Raw genomic sequence first — 18,998 nt, 5'->3', positions numbered from 1 at the left:
GACTGTCGACAGTTTGATGAGGCACTGCTAAGGTCAATGAGGCAGATAATCGGCACTTATCCTGCGACACATAACAAAAGCCGAGACAACAAGAAGGAACCTAATAATGAGAAAGACGCCTTTGGCCATGGCCGTCGCTGCCCTGGCCTTCACCTCGACCGCCGCCCTCGCCGACGAGCCGAAGCATGGCGGCACCATCAACACGATCATCCAACCGGAACCACCGGGCCTGGTGCTCGGAATGATCCAGAACGACCCCACCCGCAAAGTAGCCGGCAACATCTATGAAGGCCTGCTGCGCTATACCACCGACCTCGAGCCCCAGCCGCAGTTGGCCGAGTCGTGGGAAGTCAGCGACGACGGTCTGACCTACACTTTCCATCTACGCGAAGGCGTGCTGTGGCACGATGGCGAACCGTTCACAGCCGAGGACGTGGTGTTCTCCGCCGATGTCTTCCACCGCGAGCTCAACCCCAGCGCGCGCGCCGTGCTGCAGCACGTGGAAAGCATCGAGGCAGAGGGCGATCACACTGTGGTCTTCACTCTCTCCGAACCCTTCGGGCCGTTCATGCTCTCCTTCGAGGCCGGCACCTTCACCATGGTGCCCAAGCATCTCTACGAAGGCACCGATTTCCGCGACAACGAGCACAATAGCCATCCGATAGGCACCGGCCCCTTCAAGTTCGAGAACTGGGATCGCGGCACCGTCATCGAGCTGGTGCGCAACGACGACTATTACGAAGATGACCTGCCCTATCTCGACGGCATCAACTGGCATGTCATTCCGGACGGCGCTTCACGCGCCGTGGCTTATGAGAACGGCACCGTCGACGTATTGCCCAACGGCACCGTGGAGAACTTCGACATTCCCCGCCTGACTGCCTTGGACAACACCTGCGTGACCGAGGAGGGTCACGAGTATTTCAGCCCCTTCGCCATGCTGTGGATGAACAATCGCGAAGGCCCCACCGCCGACAAGCGATTCCGCCAGGCGGTGATGTACGCCATGGACCGCGAGTTTGCCCGCAACGTTTTGTGGAACGGCCTCGGCGAGGTGCCGCTCTCCTCCTTCGGCTCCAACGCCCGCTTCCGCCACGACGGCCTCGATCCCTACGATCACGACCCGGACCGCGCTCGTGAGCTACTGGAGGAGATGGAGTACGACGGCGAGGAAGTCCGCCTGCTGCCTCTTCCCTATGGCGAGACCTGGACTCGCTGGGCCGAGGCGGTGCAGCAGAATCTACGCGAGGTGGGCATCAACGTGCGTACCCAGTCCACCGATGTGGGCGGCTGGAACCAGCGCCTCTCCGAGTGGGACTACGACCTCGCCTTCACCTTCCTCTTCCAGTATGGCGATCCGGCGCTCGGCATCACGCGCTCCTACCTCTCGGACAACATCGAGAAAGGCTCACCGTGGAACAACGTGGGCGGCTACGAGAACGCGCAGGTCGACGAGTTGTTCAACGAAGCGGCAACGGCCTTCCCGGACGAAGAGCGTGAAGCGCTCTACCGCGAAGCACAGGAGATTCTCCACGAGGACGTGCCGGTGGGCTGGCTGCTGGAGCTCGGTTTCCCGACCATCTATCGCTGTGACGTCCAGGATCTCGTCACTTCGGGCGTCGGGGTCAATGACGGCTTCAAGGATGCCTGGCTCGACCGCTGAGCCATACGTCTCCTGACGGGGGCGGCGTCTGACCGCCCCCTATCACCGTCACGCAAGAGGCCGGTTGCATGCTCTACGTCCGACTGATCGTGATGCGGCTGCTCAAGGCCGTCGTCGTCCTGTTCCTGATCGTCATCTTCAATTTTTTCCTGATTCAGATGGCACCCGGCGACCCCGCCGCCATCCTCGCCGGCGAGGCGGGTGCCACCGACCAGGAGTTCCTGCGCCAGCTGCGCGAGCGCTTCGGCCTCGACCAGCCGCTCTACGTTCAGCTATGGCGCTACGTCTCTGGCATCGCCATGCTCGACTTCGGTTGGTCCTACCGCCAGCAGATGCCGGTGCTCGACCTGATACTGGCGCGCCTGCCCGCCACCCTGCTGCTGACGGGGACCGCTTTCGTGCTGTCGCTGGCACTGGGCATCCTGGCCGGCTCCATGGCGGCGGCCCGGGTCAAGAAGCCATCCGGCTCGATCATCATGGCCCTGGCCCTGCTGTTCTATGCCACGCCGCTGTTCTGGGTGGCACTGATGGCGGTGGTGGTGTTCTCGGTATTCCTGGGCTGGCTGCCCGCCTACGGCATGTATACCGTCGGCGCCGGGCTGAGCGGCTTCGCCCTCGTGCTCGACGTGGCCAAGCACCTGGTGCTGCCGGCTACCACGCTGGCGCTATTCTTCATGGCCATCTACACCCGCATGACCCGCGCCTCGATGCTCGAGGCGAGCCAGCAGGACTACGTCAAGACCGCCCGCGCCAAGGGGCTCAGCCCCGGAGTGATCCAGCGCCGGCACATCCTCAGGAACGCCCTGCTGCCGATCATCACGCTGGCCGGTCTGCAGGCAGGACAGATGGTCGGCGGTGCCATCCTGACCGAGACGGTGTTCGCCTGGCCCGGCATCGGCCGACTGATGTTCGAAGCACTGCAGCAGCGCGACTACAACCTGCTGCTCGGCATCTTCTTCTTCTCTGCCGCCCTGGTCATCGTCTTCAACATCATCACCGACCTCGTCTACCGCCTGGCGGATCCACGCATCAAGGAGGCGTCATGAGCTTCTTTGCCCGTTTTGCCCAGAACCGAGGCGCCTTGGTCGGCCTGATCATTCTGCTGGCGATCATCCTGATGGCGCTGCTAGCCCCGTTTCTCTACCCCGAATCGCCATGGCGCATGGTGCAGCGCCCGTTTCTCGCACCGATGGAAGTGGAAGGTTTCTGGCTGGGCACCGACACCATGGGCCGCAACGTGGCTGCCGGTCTTATGCATGGCGCCTGGGTGTCGCTGCTGATCGGCCTGGTCTCGACCACGGTGGCACTCCTCATCGGCGTGCCGCTGGGCGCCATCGCCGGCTACTACGGTGGCCTGATCGACGATGCCCTGATGCGCTTCACCGAGTTCTTCCAGACCATCCCCAACTTCGCCCTGGCCATCGTGCTGGTGGCGATCATGCAGCCCAGCGTGACCTCCATCGTACTGGCTATCGCCATCGTCAGCTGGCCGCCGGTAGCGCGTCTGGTACGCGCCGAGTTCATGTCGCTGCGCCATCGCGAGTATGTGGAGGCCGCACGACTCGTCGGCCAGACCAACCGCACCATCATTCTCAGGCAGATCCTGCCCAACACCCTGTCGCCGATCATCGTACTCGCCTCGCTGATGGTGGCTACCGCCATCCTGCTCGAGTCGGCCCTCTCCTTCCTCGGTCTGGGCGATCCCAACGTGATGTCCTGGGGCTACATGATCGGTGCCGCGCGCACGGTGATCCGCCAGGCCTGGTGGCTGAGCTTCTTCCCCGGCGTGGCGATCCTGCTCACGGTGCTGGCGCTCAACCTGGTCGGCGAAGGCCTCGACGATGCGCTGAACCCCAAGCTCGCTCGCGAACGCTCATAGGAGAAGGACCATGAACGACGAGACTCCGGTACTGAGCATTCGGGACCTGACCCTGGCCTTGCCCAAGGGCGCCGATCGCGACCATGCGGTCGAGAGCGTCAGCTACGACGTGGCCCGCGGCGAGATCATGTGCGTGGTGGGCGAATCCGGCTCAGGCAAGTCGATGGCAGCCAACGCGGTGATGGGCCTGCTGCCCAAGGGTGTACGCGCCACTGCCGGCGAGGTGCTGTTCGACGGCCAGGACCTGCTCCGGCTCAACGAGAAGCAGCACCGGCAGTTGCGCGGCCTGCGTATCGGCATGATCTTCCAGGAGCCAATGACGGCGCTGAACCCACTGATGCGGGTCGGCGCACAGATCGCCGAGGTCTTCGAGGCCCACGGTAAATACAGCGGTCGCGAGCGGCAGGCCAGGGCCCTGGCTCTGCTCGACGAAGTCGGCATTCCCGAACCCGACAAGGCGATCCGCGCCTATCCCTTCCAGCTCTCGGGCGGCCAGCGGCAGCGAGTGATGATCGCCATGGCACTGGCCCTGGAACCCGAGTTGCTGATCGCCGACGAGCCCACCACCGCACTCGACGTGACCACCCAGGCGCAGATCCTCGAATTGATACGCAACCTGCAGCAGCGCCGCGGCATGGCGGTGATGTTCATTACCCATGACTTCGGCGTGGTGGCCGAAGTTGCCACCCGTGTGTGCGTCATGCGCCATGGTCAGGTCGTCGAGCTGGGTACGGCGACAGAAGTGCTCGACAACCCTCGGCACGAGTACACCCGTGCACTGCTGGAAGCGATCCCGAGCAACGTCATCCCCGAAGCGAGAGCTGGCGAACGACCGCCGCCACTGCTGGAGGTGCGCAACCTGCACAAGGTATTCCGTTCGCGCGGCGGCTTGTTCAAGCCCGCCCGCGAGGTGCATGCCCTGAATGACGTCTCCTTCACCCTCGCCCCGGGCGAAACCGTGGGTATCGTCGGCGAATCGGGTTCGGGCAAGTCGACCCTCGGGCGCTGCGTAGTGCGCCTGGAGCGACCGGACAGCGGTTCCCTGAGCCTGGCGGGGACGGACTTCTCCGCTCTCAAGGGAGACGAATTGCGCCGCGAGCGACATCGGGTGCAGATGATCTTCCAGGATCCCTACGCCTCGCTCAATCCGCGACACCGGGTGGGTTACGCCATTGCCCAAGGCCCCATGGCCAACGGCGTGCCGCGCAAGAAGGCCATGCAGCAGGCCGAAGAGCTGCTGGAGCTAGTCGGGCTAGGCGCCGTTGCCGTGGATCGCTTCCCCCACGAATTCTCCGGCGGCCAACGCCAGCGCATCGGTATCGCCCGTGCCCTGGCGCTGAATCCAGAATTGATCGTCGCCGATGAAGCGGTTTCGGCGCTCGACGTCTCGATCCAGGCCCAGGTCCTCGAGCTGCTCGAAGACTTGAAGCAGAAGCTGTCCTTGTCGCTATTGTTCATCACCCACGATCTCAGGGTCGCCGCACAGATATGCGACACCATCATCGTCATGCAGTACGGCCGTATCGTCGAGCAGGGCACGGCTCAGGAAGTCTTCTTGAGCCCGAAGCAGCCTTATACTCGCCAACTGCTCGACGCCATTCCCGGACGTGAACACGAAGCGGCCATGGCCTGAAGCGCGATACGAGGACATTCAATGCAAGTACGACTCGAGGACCTGGCCTCCATCGTCGGGGCCAGCAACGTGATTACCGGTGACGACGTTGCCCAGCGCCGGGTGGACTGGATGACCGGCATCCCCTGCCGCGCCGGCGCCATCGTGCGACCCGCCGATACGGCCGAACTCGTGGATGTGATGAAGCTATGTCACGTCGCCGGTCAACCGGTGGTGACCCACGGCGGGCTCACCGGGCTGGTGCATGGCGGTGAGGCGGCCCCCGACGAGCTCGCCATCTCGCTCGAACGAATGAGCGTCATCGAGTCTATCGACCCTGTCGGCGGCACCATGACCGTCCAGGCCGGCACGCCGCTGCAAAAGGTCCAGGAAGCCGCCGATGAGAACGAGTTGGTGTTCCCGCTCGACCTCGGTGCACGCGGCTCCTGCACCATCGGCGGCAATATCTCCACCAACGCCGGCGGCGTGCGGGTGATCCGCTACGGCATGATGCGCCAGCAAGTGCTGGGCCTGGAAGCGGTGCTGGCCGACGGCACCGTTGTCAGTTCGATGAGCCGCATGCTCAAGAACAATGCCGGCTACGATCTCAAGCAGCTGTTCATCGGCAGTGAAGGCACGCTTGGCATCGTTACCCGGGCCGTGCTCCGGCTACAGCCCCGGATGGCGAGCGAACTCACCGCGCTGGTCGCCTGCCCCGACTTCAACGGCGTAACCGGCCTGCTCCGCCACATGGGCCGCGAACTGGGCGGAAGTCTGGGCACCTTCGAGGTGATGTGGCGCAATCACTACGCCCTGCTCACCGAGGAGAGTGGCCGCAACACCGCGCCGCTGCCAACGCAGTGGCCCTACTACGCGATCATCGAGTCGCTGGGCAACGACGATGCCAGAAACAGCGCGCAGTTCAGCGCAGCTCTGGAGGCCGCACTCGAGGCGGGCCTGATCGAGGATGCGGTGCTGGCGCACTCCGATATGCAACGCCAGGGCATTTGGAATATCCGCGAGGACATCGAAGGCTTGATCGATCAGCTCGCACCGCTCTTTACCTTTGACGTCAGCCTGCCCATCCCCGACATGCCGGACTACGCAGCGCAGCTCGAGCAAGCCATCGTCGAGCGCTGGCCCCAGGGGCGCATCGTGGTCTTCGGCCACCTGGGCGATGGCAACCTGCACGTCTCGGTCAGCGTGGGCGATAGCGAACCCGACACCCGGCGCGCCGTGGAGCATCTCGTCTATGGCCCCCTGGCCAAGCTCGGCGGCTCGGTGTCTGCCGAACACGGCATTGGCCTGGAAAAGCGCGACTACCTGGCGATTTCGCGCACACCGGAGGAGATCGCCCTGATGCGAACGCTCAAGCGAGCGCTGGATCCATTGAACCTGCTCAACCGACACAAGATCCTGGCCCCCGAGAGCTAAAGACCCATGTCGACCCAGGCCAGCCCCCGTACACCGACACTGGAGCGCAGCGGCGTCGCGACGCTGCTGCTGATCCTGGCCATCGGCTTGTTCTGGGGCGGCAACTGGCCAGCGGTGCGCTTCAGCCTGATGGACATACCGCCCCTCAGCCTGCGCGCCATCGGCTTCAGCACCGGTGCGCTGATGCTGCTGGGCTGGGCCTGGCTGAAAGGCTGGCCCTTGCTCATCGTCGCAGGCGAACGTGCATGGCTGGTCGCGACCGGCCTCTTCACCATCCTCGGCTTCAACCTGGGCACGGCTTTCGGCCAGTTGCACATGCCCACCTCTCAGGCCGCCATCGTCGCCTTCACCATGCCCTGCTGGGCGCTGCTGCTGGCCATCGGGCTGCTCGGCGAACGTGTGACAGCGCGCCAGTGGCTGGGGCTCGGCCTCGGTCAGGCCGGCTTGTTGGTCTTGCTTGGCCCGGCTGCCTGGCAGGCCGGCTTCGAGGGCCTCCTCGGTCCGACTTTCGTCCTCGGCGCTGCGCTCTCATGGGCCCTGGGTACCGTGCTGACCAAACGCCGTGGCAACTGGCAGGGACATCCTGTGGTCATTACCGGCTGGCAGTTCGCGCTCTGCGCACTGCCCACGATCGTGCTGGCAGCGCTGTTCGAGTCACCGAGCGCGCCAACGACCTGGCAGGCTTCGACCTGGCTGGGCTTGGGCTACCATCTGGTGTTCGCCATCTGCCTGGCGCAGATGCTGTGGTTTCGCAACGTCAACCGCCTCACCATCGGCCAGTCCACCATCAGCACGCTGATCATCCCAGTGGTCGGTGTCGCAAGCGCCGTGGTGCTGCTTGACGAGCCGCTCAGCTCGAGGCTGGTGCTGGCGCTGATGCTGATTCTTTCAGCCGTGGCCATCGTCATGACCCAGCGCAAGCAACCGGCTTGAGCCAGCTTCTGCCTCCTGCGACGATCCCTCATATCGATTTTCAGTACTGGAGTCTCACATGCCTCGCTTTCCCGACCACCTCACCGGCTCCGGCCCCAGCAACCCCTTTCCCGGCATCAAGGTGCTGGAGCGACGCATCGGCCGCGAGATTCCCCATCGCCTGGGCTCCAACGAGGGCCTCGACATGCCCCACCGGGCGCTGCGTGAACGCTTCGGCGATGCCATGGTGGAGCACGTCTACTGCTACGGCGACTCGGAGGCATTGGGCGTGCGTCAACGTATCGCTTCGCTCTATGGTCTGCCGCTGGAAAACACCCTGGTGGATGCCGGAGCCGACAGCCTCATCGCGCTTGCCTTGCGTACCGTGGCCACGCCTGGCTGCACGGTGGTGAGCGCCAGCGGCACCTACCCCACTTTCAGCTACTTCGCCCGGGGCCAGGGCTGCCAACTCGTCGAGCGTCGCTACCGTGAGGCCCCGGGACTGCTCACGCCAGACCTGAATGCCCTGCTTGCCAGTGCCCATGAGCATGGGGCCCGGCTCGTCTATATTGCCAACCCCGACAATCCCAGCGGCCATCTGCACAGCGACGAGGAGATTCGCTGGCTGCGCGCCGAGCTATCCGACGATTGCTGGCTGCTGGTCGACGAGGCCTACCACGACTTCCGCGATGATGCCGATTCCGCCTTCAGCCGCGAGGTGATACCCGGCGTGATTCGCCTGCGCACCCTTTCCAAGGCGCATGGCCTGGCGGGGCTGCGCATCGGCTATGCCATCGCCGAGCCGGAAACCCTCGCCATGATGATGAAGGTGCGGATCCACTATGCGGTGTCCAGCCTGACTCAGGCCATCGCCGAGACCGTACTCGATAACCACGCCGAAGTGGAGGCGCATATTCAGGAGGTAAAAGCGCGCCGAGAGCGCCTGGCCAGCCATTTTCGCGGGCTGGGCGCCGAGGTGCTGCCGAGCGCGACCAATTTCATCGCCCTGCGCCTGCCCAGCGCGGAGCTGGCCGGACGCCTGAACCAGGAGCTGCTCGAGGCCGGCCGGCTCATCGCCCGCCCCGCTCATCCGGACCTGGGACACGTGCTGCGCATCACCGCGGTGGAAGACGCCTTGCAGCCGGGTCGATTCGAGATCCTGGAGCAGGCCATTGCCAAGCCCGGGGCCTAATACGGTGCCTGGCGCAAGGCCAGCCGGCGGTTCTCAGAATCCCAGCCAGGGGGCTGGCCAACGCAGCTGTAGCACGTTGCCCAGCCCCCACAGCAATATCACGATGCCGGCGGCGAGCCCCAGGCTCGGCAACCATGGGCTGCGAAACTGAAACTTGAGGAAACCCAACACGAAGAGTCCGGCAGCCGGCAGCGCCCCGACAAGAAAGAACAGTCCCACGAAACCGAGCATCCAGGCGAAGAACAGCAATCCCTTGGCAAGGAACGGCGGACTGTCGTCCTCATCGCCCAGGTCGGTATAGTCGCTGGCCTCGCGGGCGCCCCGGCGCAGCCACTGTCGGCCCAGCTCCAGCAGCGCCAGCAGGATACCCAGCGAGGCAACCACGGTGGGAAACAGCCTGGCCCCCAGCGAGAACGACTGGCTGAGCCATAGCACGGCCACCAGTCCCGCCAGCACCAGAAGCACGAACGGCGTCTGCAAGTGACGGGTGAACGCGTCGACCAAGCGTGTTTTCATGCGCCGCTCCCCTTGTCGTCAGCAGGCGTCTTGGTCGGCTGCATTACCTCGGCCTGCCGGGCAGTGTTTCGCTTCAGCTTGACGCTGCCCAGTATCAGGGCGAATGCCAGCGTCCCGATGATCAGCACACCCGGGCGTGCCAGCCACTCCCAGTCGTAGAGGTTGTACGACATCCACAGATAGCGCTCAGCCAGGTCGCTGAGAATGAAGCCGATCAGCAGAGGGGGACGCGGCATACCGCTGCGCTTCATCAGCCAGCCCAACAGCCCGAAGCCGAGCAGGAAGGTCAAGTCGGCCCAGTGCCGGGTCTCCTGCCAGGCGCCGACAATTACGATGACGATGATGACCGGGGCGATGTAATGGAACGGCACGAAGGTCAGCCGTGCGATCGGCCGCGACAACAGCAGACAAATGAAGGTACCGAAGACGTTGGCCAGCGCCAGCGACCAGATGATGACGAAGACCAGGTCGAGGTCGCGGGTCAGCATCTGCGGCCCGGGTTGGACGCCGAAGATCATCAACGCCCCCAGCAACATGGCCATGGCCGAGGAGCCAGGCACGCCGAACAGCAGGGTCGGCATCAGTACGCCGCCCTCCTTGGCGTTGTTGGCGCTCTCGGGGGCGATCACGCCGCGCACGTCGCCCTTGCCGAAACGACTGCGGTCCCTGCTCGTCTGGGCAACGATACCGTAGTTGACCCAGTCGATGATCGAGGAGCCCATACCGGGAATGGCGCCGATCACGACACCGATTACACTGTGCCGGACCACCAGCCACTTGTGCTCCAGCGCATCGCGCACACCCTGCATCCAGCCATGGCCGAGACCCCGCGAACGCTCGGCGATGGCGCCGCCACGGGCCAGGAGATCGACGATCTCCGGTAGTGCGAACAACCCCAGTGCTACGATCACCAGCGAGAGCCCATCGTACAGGTAGAGGAAATCGCCCGAGAAGCGATACTCTGCCGCCACCGGCGCGCCGCCAACGGTACCGATGGCCAGGCCTGCCACCGCCGCCAGCATGCCCTTGAGAGGCCGATTACCCGACAGCACGCCGATGAGGGACAGGCCCAGCAGGGTCAGCATGAACAGCTCGGGGGAACCAAAGGCAAGGATCAGCGGGCGCGCGAACGGAACCACCGCGGAGAGCGCCAGCGCCCCGATCAGGCCACCGATCAACGACGCCGTGAAGGCTGCTCCCAATGCCCTTGCCGCCTCGCCCCGACGCGCCATCGGGTAACCATCCATGATGGTGGCCTGGGAACCGGAAGAGCCTGGGATGCCCATCAGGACCGAGGGAAACGTATCGGCACTGGGCACCGCCGCCGCAATACCGATCAACAGGGCCACCCCGGCATAGGCATCCATGCCGAACAGGAACGGCAGCACCAGTGCCATCCCCATCAGCCCACCCAGGCCCGGCAGAATTCCCACGGCAATACCGATCGCCACCCCGGAAAAGAGCATCAACAGGCGAAAGGGATCGAGCAGAATCCAGAACGCATTGACGAACGCATCCAGCATGGGCACCTCATGTCAAAGCCAGGCCGCGCGGTGGCCTCCCGAAACGCCGGGCGACCGTCGCACGACAGGCGTCTCAGTTGAACTCGGTGCCGAAGCGCTCGCTCAGCATGTTGCGCAGGTAATCGAGGACTTCCGGTGAGGCGTTTTCCATCGAGGCCTTGATCTGCCCCAGGTCGTCACCCCACATGATCTCGTAGCCCTCGAGGATAGTGTCGCTGGCCTCCTGGAACTCCGGGTCGTTGACCATGGCCTCGACGCCCTCACGCAGGGCCTCCATCGCCTCGTCCGGGATATCGCCATGCACCCAGATGGTACCGCGCGTGTTCTGCACCAGTGGCACAGTGACCTTGAAGGCCTCCCAGATGGTACCGGAAGGCATTTCGCCATGGATCTGCTCGTAGAGTTCGGGAGCGGTGATCATGTCCGGCACGGCAGGGTCACGCTGTGGATTGCCATCGCCATCGATGAAACCGATGGCGTAGAGCGGCATCGCCATTCCCTCATCGACCAGTGGCTGCACACTGTTGAGATATGCCGGCGTGCTCTGAGTGTTGATGATCAGTTCGCCGCGCTCGAAGGCGATGCGCGTATCCCCGCGGCCGCCGTAACCGGGTACCGCGCGGTAATTCAGCTCGAACATTTCCAGTGCCACCAGCGACTCGAGCAAGCCCACAGGGTCGGTGATGCCCTTGGTCAGACGACCTTGCGCCTCGAGCAGATCGGCCGGGTTGTCGATCCCCGCCTGGGTGGAGATGGCCGTCACGTGGCCCATGGGCGCGGCCACCACCGGTTCCAGCGCATCGAGATCGAGCCTGAGCCCCTGCAGGCCGAGGAAGGCACGCAGGTTCAGGTGGCCCGAAGCAGTCATCAGCGTGAGACCGTCGTGATCGACCCGCTCGGCAAATTCGTTGCTGCCCAGCAGGCCGCCCGCCCCGGTAACGTTCTCGGCCACAATCGTGGGGCTGCCGGGGATGTGGCGTCCCAGATGCTGGCTGATCAGCCGGCCGAAGGTGTCCGTCCCGCCCCCCGGCGAGAAGGGGATGATCATGCGAATGGTCTGACCGGCGTAGTAATCGTCGGCGTGGGCAGTAGGGAGCACGATGCTGGCCCCAAGGGCCAGGCCGACCGCGATGGCGGCAATCTTGTTATAGGTTTTGCGAGGCATGGGTAGCTCCAGGGTCGAAACGGAACGGAAGGCGTTACTCACCCAAACCACTATAGCCAGTGTTCCTTGTGACAACCTCGCTACATCGAGCTCAATCGACCCGGCGCTCGATCTTGAGCCCGTGCCGCTTGAGCTTTCGCACTACGCTGGGCTGGCTGATACCCAGCCGCTCGGCAATGGCGTAGGTGCTGGGGAGCGTGCGGCACAGCGCCTGAAGCACCGTGCATTCGGCCCGGGCCAGATAGCCGTTCAACCCTTCATGCTCGGCCAGCGCCGGCAACGTCGAGCCCCCTTCCGGTGGCGACATGTTGGGCGACGCCGTAGCACTACCCAGCGTCGGCGACTGGATCACGTCCCCGGGGCTCGACAGCCAGGCGCGTTCCAGCCAGTTCTCCAGTTCACGCACGTTGCCCGGCCAGTCGCTGCCCATCAGTTCCGACCACACGCCGCCATGCAGCAGCTTGCGCTGGCCGTAGCGCTGGTTGAGACGCTCGAGGCACGCCTCGGCCAGCGCCGGAATGTCCTCGCGACGTTCACGCAGAGGCGGCAGCGTGAGCGGGATCACATTCAGGCGGTAGTAGAGGTCGAGGCGAAAAGCGCCCATCTCCACGCGCTTGGCCAGATCCTGGTTGGTAGCAACCACCAGGCGAAAGTCGACCCGGCGCGGCCGGGTATCACCGAGACGCGTGACACTACCGTCCTGGATCACCTTGAGCAGCTTGGTCTGCATCGGCAGCGGCAGTTCGCCGATCTCGTCGAGGAACAGCGTGCCCCCTTCCGCCAACTCCAGCAGCCCCGCCTTGCCCTGGCGTGCCGCGCCGCTGAAGGCGCCAGGCTGATAGCCGAACATCTCCGACTCAAACAGATTCTCCGGGATGGCGGCGCAATTGACGTCGACGAACGGCCCCTGGCTGCGCCGGCTCCAGCGATGCAACTGCCTGGCGAAGGCGGTCTTGCCGACCCCCGATTCGCCCAGCATCAGCACCGTGGCATCAGAAGGCGCTACGCGCTTGAGCAGCAGGGCCAACTCGCGCATCAGCTCGCTGCGCACCTCAAGGCTGTCGAGCATATCGTCGAGCAGGCCTTCCTCAGCGCTGGACCCGCCCTGGCTGCGCTTTAGGTGTTCGCTGAAACGCTTCTGCAGCAGCGCGTATTCGTCCTGCAGCAGCTGCAGGTCGGTGAGGTCGCGGGAGCGGCTGACGATACGCTCGAGCCGGCCGTTGACATAGACCGGGTGCGCCTCCGCGATGACTCGCCTTCCCGTGCCGGTGACCTGCATCAGTTGTGCCGGCTTGCCGGTGCGGATCACCTCGAGACTGATGGAAGGCTTGAGCACGCCCTCCGCCTCGAGTTGCTGAACCGTGCTGCCGATCAGGCGCTCCCGCGCCATGCCATAGACCGCCGCCGCGCCCGGACTGACGTCGAGGACCCGACCCGAACCACAGACGATGAAGAAGTGATCGTTGGCCGTCTCGACGATGGTCTTGATCACCTCCCGATCGATTTCGCTCATATGGCCGCCCCGTGATTCAAAAGTGAATTACAATTCGATATTGAATCAAATATCGCGCCGTAACGATGCAATTATGCATCGTCCAGCCTGTCAAGCCCATGCTGACGGGGCGCTGCAGTTGGCATGAATGCTGCTACGTATTGAGGGACGACATGCAGATACCGTTGCCAGGAGTTCATCATGCCCGACTTCAACCAGCCTCTCGGCGGTAACGAGATGCCCCGCTTCGGTGGCCCCGCCACCATGATGCGCCTGCCCACCCAGCCCACCGCCGAAGGGCTGGACGTGGCCTTCGTCGGCGTGCCTTTGGACATCGCCACCTCAAACCGTCCCGGTACTCGCCTGGGCCCGCGACAGATACGCGACGAGTCGCGCATGCTGCGGCCCTATAACATGGCCACCCGCGCCGCCCCCTTCGACAGCCTGCAGGTGGCCGACATCGGCGACGTGCCGATCAACACCTTTCATCTGCCCAAGACCGTAGAGATCATCACCGCTTTCTACGACGAGGTGCTCAGCCACGGCTGCGTTCCGCTGACGCTGGGCGGCGATCATCTCATCACTCTGCCGATCCTGCGCGCCATGGCCAAGAAACATGGCCCAGTGGGGCTGATCCACATCGATGCCCACGCCGATGTCAACGAACACATGTTCGGCGAACCCCTGGCCCACGGCACGCCGTTTCGACGCGCCCAGGAAGAGGGCCTGCTGGCCAAGGGCAAGGTGGTCCAGATCGGCCTGCGCGGTACCGGCTATGCCGCCGAGGACTTCGACTGGTGTCGCCAGCAGGGTTTCCGCGTGGTGACCGCCGAAGAGTGCTGGTACCAGTCGCTCGCGCCACTGATGAACGAGGTGCGCAGCCAAATGGGCGACAGCCCGGTCTACGTCACCTTCGACATCGACGGACTCGATCCCTCGGTGGCACCAGGTACCGGCACCGTCGAGATGGGCGGCCTGACCTCGGCCCAGGGGCTCGAGATCGTGCGTGGCGCCGCTGGGCTGAACATCGTTGGCGGCGACCTGGTCGAGGTTTCGCCGCCCTACGACACCAGCGGCAATACGGCATTGATGGGCGCGACCCTGCTCTACGAGATGCTGTGCGCTCTACCGGGCGTAATCCGCCGCGACTGATTGACGTTTCGTGACACTACAATGACAAGCAAGGGTAATCCCATGTCCTCCACTGACTCGACTCACCGAAATGCCACCCAGCCGATGCCCTTCGAGCGTGGCAGCCTGCTGAAATTCCTGCTGCCTTCGTTGATCGGCGTCAGCCTGTTCCTGATTCCGTTCCAGGTCGGCGACACCATCAATATCGGCATGGGACTCATGGCCGATGGACTCAAGACGCTGCTCGGCGGTGCCCTCCCGGCCATTGCCGTAGCCGTACTCGTGCTTTCGGTACTGGCCACCTCCTGGGTCAAGCTTGCGCACCCCCGCTGGGCCGAGAAGGGCGTACTGCACGACATGTTCCACGTCGGCCCGGTGTGGTTCGGCATGCGCATCCTGGGGGCGGCCTTCGCCCTGATGACCTTCTTCCAGTTCGGGCCCGAGTTCGTCATCGCCTCCTTTACAGGCGGCGTGATGCTCAACGACCTGGCCCCGGTACTGCTGACGTTCTTCTTCTTCGCCGCCCTGCTGCTGCCGTTCCTGGTCGAGTTCGGCTTCATGGAGTTCATCGGCAGCCTGGTGCGCAAGCCGTTCCGGGTGATCTTCAATCTACCCGGCCGCAGCGCCATCGACGCAACTGCCTCGTGGATGGGCTCTGGCACCGTGGGTGTATTGATCACATCCCAGCAGTACGAGCAAGGCTATTACAATCGCCGCGAAGCCTCGGTCATCGCCACCAACTTTTCCATCGTGTCGATCGCCTTCAGCCTGCTGATCACCAGCTTCGTCGACCTCAATCACATGTTCGTCCAGTTCTACTTTACCGTGGTGGTGGCCGGACTGATCGCCGCTGTCATCGTGCCGCGTCTGCCGCCGCTGTCGCGCAAGCCCGATACCTACTACGAGCCCGTAGGCTGCCAACTGGCAGAGAAACGCACCGAGAAAATGGGCCTGCTGCGTTACAGCCTGACTCAGGCGGTACGCCGCGCCGAGCACGCCCCCGGCCCTAGGGAGCTCGCCCGCAACGCCTTGTTCAACGTGGCCGACATCTTCCTCGGCCTGCTGCCGTTGGTGTTCGCCATCGGCACGGTGGCGCTGATACTGGCCGAGTTCACACCGCTGTTCACCTGGCTCTCCTACCCCATGGTGCCGGTGCTCGAGCTACTGCGCATCCCCGAGGCCGAGGCAGCCGCCCCTGCCACACTGGTAGGCTTCGCCGACATGTTCCTGCCGGCAGTACTGGCCACCAACATCGAGAGCGAGCTGACCCGCTTCGTCATCGCCTGCCTGTCGCTGACCCAACTGATCTACATGTCGGAGATCGGTGCGCTGCTGCTCAAGTCGAAGATCCCCCTCAAGCTGTGGGAACTGGTGGCAATCTTCCTGCTGCGCACGGCCATCACGCTGCCGATCATCGCCTTCATGGCCCACACCTTCTTCTTCTGAGGTCCGACGATGGCCAACCAACCAACGATGACCTGCGCCCAGTTGCTTTTGACGCTCTTGAGCAAGCGCTATGGGATCGACACCGTGTTCGGCATCCCAGGCGTGCACACGGTGGCGCTCTACCGCGGACTGGAGGGCGGCGGCGTACGCCATGTCACACCGCGCCACGAGCAGGGCGCCGGCTTCATGGCCGACGGCTACGCTCGTGCTACCGGCAAGCCCGGCGTTTGCCTGATCATCACCGGGCCCGGCATGACCAACATTGCCACCGCCATGGGCCAGGCGCTGGCCGACTCGATCCCCATGCTGGTGATCTCCAGCGTCAATCGCCGCGACACCCTGGGCCGCGGCCAGGGCCGATTGCACGAGCTTGCGAGCCAGCAACAGCTGATGGCGGGCGTCTCTCGCTTCAGCCACACCCTGCTCGACCCCACCGCCCTGCCCGAAGTGCTGGCCCGTGCCTTTGCCGTGTTCCAGGGCCAACGCCCCGGCCCGGTGCATATCGAGATCCCTATCGATCTGTTCGACTCGCCAGTGGAGATGACAGACCTGCCGCCGCCGGCGCGGCTCTACCGCCCGGCACCCGACCCCGAGGGGCTGGCACTGGCCGCCGAATGGCTGCGTGAAGCAAAGCGCCCACTGCTGCTGCTGGGCGGTGGCTGCGTGGATGCACCCGAGCCGGCCAGGGCGTTGGTCGAGAGGCTCGATGCACCCACCGTGACCACCATCAATGCCAAGGGTCTGCTGGGTCGCAATCATCCTCTCGATCTGGGCGCCAACGCGGCGCTGCCGGCCGTGCGCGAGCTGGCCCGCGACGCCGACGTCATCCTGGCGGTAGGCACCGAACTCGGCGAGACCGACTACGATGTGGTGTTCGACGACGGCTTCACGCTACGCGGCAGGTTGATTCGCATCGACCTGGACGCCCAGCAGTTGGTGCGCAACCAGCAAGTCGCGCTGGGCCTGGTGGGCGATGCCGGACGCAGCCTGGCCTTGCTCGCCGAGTATTTTACCGAACCGCTCTCACGCGACGGCGCCGCACGCACAGTCGCCACGCTCGAGGCGCTCGGACTCGAAGCAGACCCTGCCTTCGCTCCCTTCGTGCCTCTCTACGCCGCCCTGCGCGAAGCACTCCCCGAGGCGATCCTGGTCGGCGATTCCACCGCCCCGGTCTATGCCGGCAACCACCTCGTCTCGCAGCCCGCACCGCGGCGCTACTTCAACGCCTCCACCGGCTACGGCACCCTCGGCTATGGCCTGCCGGCGGCACTCGGCGCCCAACTGGGCCAGCCGACGCTGCCCGTGGTGGCACTGGTCGGCGACGGTGGCGTGATGTTCACCCTCAGTGAACTCGCCACCGCCGTGGAGCAGAACCTGCCGGTGGTGATCGTGCTGTGGCACAACCAGGGCTATGAAGAGATCCGCCGCTACATGGATGCCCATGGCGTGGCTCGCTGCGGCGTCGACATCCAGGCGCCGGACTTCCAGGTCGTTGCCGCCGGCTTCGGCTGCCAGGCTGCCCGGGTGAGCGATCCGGCAGGCCTCGCTCGCGCCCTGTCGACGCGGCCTGCCGACGCCCCCTTGTTGATCGAAGTGAATGCCGAAGCCTGGCAGAACGGCCTGAGCTGAGCGCGTATAGAACAACAACAAGATCATGGGCGCACGCCAGCTTCACGCGCCCATTCCAACGCCCAAGGACACACATCATGAGCCATGAACCCACCTTCCTCGGCCAGGACACCCTGTCAGCCGATCACGTAGAACGCAGCCTTGGCATCCCCGGCACCTTTGCTCTGTGGCTCGGAGCCAATGTGGTTGTCACCACCATCCTGACCGGAATGCTGCTGGTTCCCGACCTGACCTTCCAGCATGCCATGACCCTGGTATTCATCGGCTCGGCCATAGGCATCATCCCCCTGGTATTGATCGGCGCCATGGGGCAGCGTACCGGCATGACCACCATGGTCCTGGCCAGGGGCACTTTTGGGCGCCTCGGTGCAGGGTTTCCCGCTTGGGTCAACCTGTTGGCGCTGATCGCCTGGAGCTGGATCCAGGCTCTGCTAGCCGGTATGAGCCTGGACTACGCCGTCTCGACACTAACCGGCTACTCCAACGTGGCACTCTTCACGGTGATCTGTGAGACCCTGGTGGTGGCCATTGCCCTGCGCGGCCACCTGAGCATCGAGAAAGCCGAGAAACTGGCCGCCGTGCTGATGCTGGGCCTCTCCGCGGTCGTCCTTTTCGCCCTCAATCGGCACTACGACCTGCCGACGATTACCGAGCTGGATGCCACCGGATTGCTTGGTGCCGGCGTGGCCTTCGATATCGTCATCGCCACCGCTTTCTCCTGGATCCCCCTCGCCGCCGACTATAACCGCCACTGCCATAGCCTCAAGGCCGCTGTTGTCGGCACCTGGGGCGGCTATGTGACTGCCACACTGGTTGCCATGGGCCTTGGGGCGACCGTCTCGGCCCTGTCCGTGGCCATCGGTTTCCCGCAGACCTACGACCCCACGGAATTGCTCAGCGGCTTCGGCTTCGGCCTGCCGGCGGCGCTGGTAATCTTCTTCTCGGTGCTGACCACCAATGTCATGTGCGTCTACAGTGCCACGCTCTCCTTTATGAGCGTGCGGCCCGCAACCCCCTTCTGGAAACCCGCCTTGGTGATTGGCGTGGTCTCCATCGTGGGTGCGCTGATTCCGGGGATTCTCAATCAGTTCCAGACCTTCCTGCTGATCATCGGCAGCGTCTTTATCCCGGCCTTCTCGTTGATGATCGTCGACTACTACCTGATCGACAGGGAGCGCTATACAGCCGCCCGCCTGATCCACGGTCGTGACTCACTGCCTGCCATCAATGGCATGGCCTTGGGCAGCTACCTACTAGGTGCCGCCCTGGCCTATTACTGGAACTGGGTCGCTCCCTTGGAGTTCGGTGCCTCCCTGCCCGTCTTCCTGATTACTGGCGCCCTCTATTATGTCGCCAGCAAGGTCTTGGCCCGTCCGTTGCCAGCCTGATTCATTCGACGAGGAA

15 protein-coding genes are annotated in these 18,998 nt (G+C 64.3%); 11 read left to right on the top strand and 4 right to left on the bottom strand.

Annotation, left to right across the window (positions count from 1 at the left end):
• Window positions 1-106: 106 nt before the first annotated feature.
• The 7 genes from SPH52_RS06360 to SPH52_RS06330 all read left to right on the top strand — a co-directional run bounded on the left by SPH52_RS06360 (window position 107) and on the right by SPH52_RS06330 (window position 8,692).
• Window positions 107-1,663, top strand: a complete 1,557-nt coding sequence (locus SPH52_RS06360) for an ABC transporter substrate-binding protein (RefSeq protein ID WP_411794170.1) — start codon at window positions 107-109, stop codon at window positions 1,661-1,663.
• Window positions 1,664-1,731: 68 nt separating this feature from the next.
• Window positions 1,732-2,709 (top strand): ABC transporter permease, encoded by a 978-nt coding sequence (locus SPH52_RS06355; RefSeq protein WP_411794169.1) that lies wholly within the window; start codon window positions 1,732-1,734, stop codon window positions 2,707-2,709.
• Window positions 2,706-3,542, top strand: coding sequence for an ABC transporter permease (locus SPH52_RS06350; protein ID WP_411794168.1), 837 nt, complete (start codon window positions 2,706-2,708; stop codon window positions 3,540-3,542). The genes SPH52_RS06355 and SPH52_RS06350 overlap by 4 nt, the downstream gene beginning before the upstream one ends.
• Before the next feature lie 10 nt (window positions 3,543-3,552).
• Window positions 3,553-5,175 (top strand): ABC transporter ATP-binding protein, encoded by a 1,623-nt coding sequence (locus SPH52_RS06345; protein ID WP_411794167.1) that lies wholly within the window; start codon window positions 3,553-3,555, stop codon window positions 5,173-5,175.
• A gap of 21 nt (window positions 5,176-5,196) precedes the next feature.
• On the top strand, window positions 5,197-6,588 hold the full coding sequence (locus tag SPH52_RS06340; RefSeq protein WP_411794166.1) for an FAD-binding oxidoreductase: 1,392 nt from the start codon (window positions 5,197-5,199) through the stop codon (window positions 6,586-6,588).
• Between the two features lie 6 nt (window positions 6,589-6,594).
• Complete coding sequence (locus SPH52_RS06335) at window positions 6,595-7,521, top strand: DMT family transporter (RefSeq protein WP_411794165.1); 927 nt, start codon at window positions 6,595-6,597, stop codon at window positions 7,519-7,521.
• 58 nt (window positions 7,522-7,579) lie between these two features.
• Entirely contained in the window at window positions 7,580-8,692 is a 1,113-nt protein-coding gene (locus SPH52_RS06330) for a pyridoxal phosphate-dependent aminotransferase (protein WP_411794164.1), read from the top strand.
• 33 nt (window positions 8,693-8,725) lie between these two features.
• Here SPH52_RS06330 and SPH52_RS06325 read toward each other — a convergent pair whose 3' ends face one another.
• The 4 genes from SPH52_RS06325 to SPH52_RS06310 form a co-directional block, all read right to left on the bottom strand.
• Window positions 8,726-9,208: a tripartite tricarboxylate transporter TctB family protein gene (locus SPH52_RS06325; RefSeq protein ID WP_411794163.1), complete on the bottom strand. Its 483-nt coding sequence runs from the start codon at window positions 9,206-9,208 to the stop codon at window positions 8,726-8,728.
• Entirely contained in the window at window positions 9,205-10,731 is a 1,527-nt protein-coding gene (locus SPH52_RS06320; protein ID WP_411794162.1) for a tripartite tricarboxylate transporter permease, read from the bottom strand. Before SPH52_RS06320 ends, SPH52_RS06325 begins: the two co-directional genes overlap by 4 nt.
• A 73-nt stretch (window positions 10,732-10,804) precedes the next feature.
• Window positions 10,805-11,896, bottom strand: a complete 1,092-nt coding sequence (locus SPH52_RS06315) for a Bug family tripartite tricarboxylate transporter substrate binding protein (protein ID WP_411794161.1) — start codon at window positions 11,894-11,896, stop codon at window positions 10,805-10,807.
• A gap of 91 nt (window positions 11,897-11,987) precedes the next feature.
• Window positions 11,988-13,409: a sigma-54 interaction domain-containing protein gene (locus tag SPH52_RS06310; RefSeq protein ID WP_411794160.1), complete on the bottom strand. Its 1,422-nt coding sequence runs from the start codon at window positions 13,407-13,409 to the stop codon at window positions 11,988-11,990.
• A gap of 180 nt (window positions 13,410-13,589) precedes the next feature.
• Here SPH52_RS06310 and speB point away from each other — a divergent pair, with 180 nt between their 5' ends.
• From speB to SPH52_RS06290, 4 genes are all read left to right on the top strand, one after another.
• Window positions 13,590-14,540 (top strand): agmatinase, encoded by a 951-nt coding sequence (speB, locus tag SPH52_RS06305; protein ID WP_411794159.1) that lies wholly within the window; start codon window positions 13,590-13,592, stop codon window positions 14,538-14,540.
• A 42-nt stretch (window positions 14,541-14,582) separates the two neighbouring features.
• Window positions 14,583-15,965 (top strand): YjiH family protein, encoded by a 1,383-nt coding sequence (locus tag SPH52_RS06300; protein WP_411794158.1) that lies wholly within the window; start codon window positions 14,583-14,585, stop codon window positions 15,963-15,965.
• A 9-nt stretch (window positions 15,966-15,974) separates the two neighbouring features.
• Window positions 15,975-17,594, top strand: coding sequence for a 5-guanidino-2-oxopentanoate decarboxylase (locus tag SPH52_RS06295; RefSeq protein WP_411794157.1), 1,620 nt, complete (start codon window positions 15,975-15,977; stop codon window positions 17,592-17,594).
• A gap of 77 nt (window positions 17,595-17,671) precedes the next feature.
• Entirely contained in the window at window positions 17,672-18,982 is a 1,311-nt protein-coding gene (locus SPH52_RS06290; protein WP_411794156.1) for a purine-cytosine permease family protein, read from the top strand.
• Window positions 18,983-18,998 lie beyond the last annotated feature (16 nt).

This window comes from Halomonas sp. A29 (assembly GCF_046723295.1).
Lineage (GTDB): Bacteria > Pseudomonadota > Gammaproteobacteria > Pseudomonadales > Halomonadaceae > Halomonas.
Note: the sequence above shows the minus strand (reverse complement) of the source record. Positions and strands in the feature narration are given on the sequence as shown.

Coding starts and splice junctions, on each gene's coding strand:
- SPH52_RS06295 (WP_411794157.1), top strand. CDS start 15,975: ATGGCCAACCAACCAACGATGACCTGCGCCCAGTTGCTTTTGACGCTC.
- SPH52_RS06315 (WP_411794161.1), bottom strand. CDS start 11,896: ATGCCTCGCAAAACCTATAACAAGATTGCCGCCATCGCGGTCGGCCTG.
- SPH52_RS06350 (WP_411794168.1), top strand. CDS start 2,706: ATGAGCTTCTTTGCCCGTTTTGCCCAGAACCGAGGCGCCTTGGTCGGC.
- SPH52_RS06325 (WP_411794163.1), bottom strand. CDS start 9,208: ATGAAAACACGCTTGGTCGACGCGTTCACCCGTCACTTGCAGACGCCG.
- SPH52_RS06300 (WP_411794158.1), top strand. CDS start 14,583: ATGTCCTCCACTGACTCGACTCACCGAAATGCCACCCAGCCGATGCCC.
- SPH52_RS06330 (WP_411794164.1), top strand. CDS start 7,580: ATGCCTCGCTTTCCCGACCACCTCACCGGCTCCGGCCCCAGCAACCCC.
- speB (WP_411794159.1), top strand. CDS start 13,590: ATGCCCGACTTCAACCAGCCTCTCGGCGGTAACGAGATGCCCCGCTTC.
- SPH52_RS06335 (WP_411794165.1), top strand. CDS start 6,595: ATGTCGACCCAGGCCAGCCCCCGTACACCGACACTGGAGCGCAGCGGC.
- SPH52_RS06290 (WP_411794156.1), top strand. CDS start 17,672: ATGAGCCATGAACCCACCTTCCTCGGCCAGGACACCCTGTCAGCCGAT.
- SPH52_RS06340 (WP_411794166.1), top strand. CDS start 5,197: ATGCAAGTACGACTCGAGGACCTGGCCTCCATCGTCGGGGCCAGCAAC.
- SPH52_RS06355 (WP_411794169.1), top strand. CDS start 1,732: ATGCTCTACGTCCGACTGATCGTGATGCGGCTGCTCAAGGCCGTCGTC.
- SPH52_RS06310 (WP_411794160.1), bottom strand. CDS start 13,409: ATGAGCGAAATCGATCGGGAGGTGATCAAGACCATCGTCGAGACGGCC.
- SPH52_RS06345 (WP_411794167.1), top strand. CDS start 3,553: ATGAACGACGAGACTCCGGTACTGAGCATTCGGGACCTGACCCTGGCC.
- SPH52_RS06320 (WP_411794162.1), bottom strand. CDS start 10,731: ATGCTGGATGCGTTCGTCAATGCGTTCTGGATTCTGCTCGATCCCTTT.
- SPH52_RS06360 (WP_411794170.1), top strand. CDS start 107: ATGAGAAAGACGCCTTTGGCCATGGCCGTCGCTGCCCTGGCCTTCACC.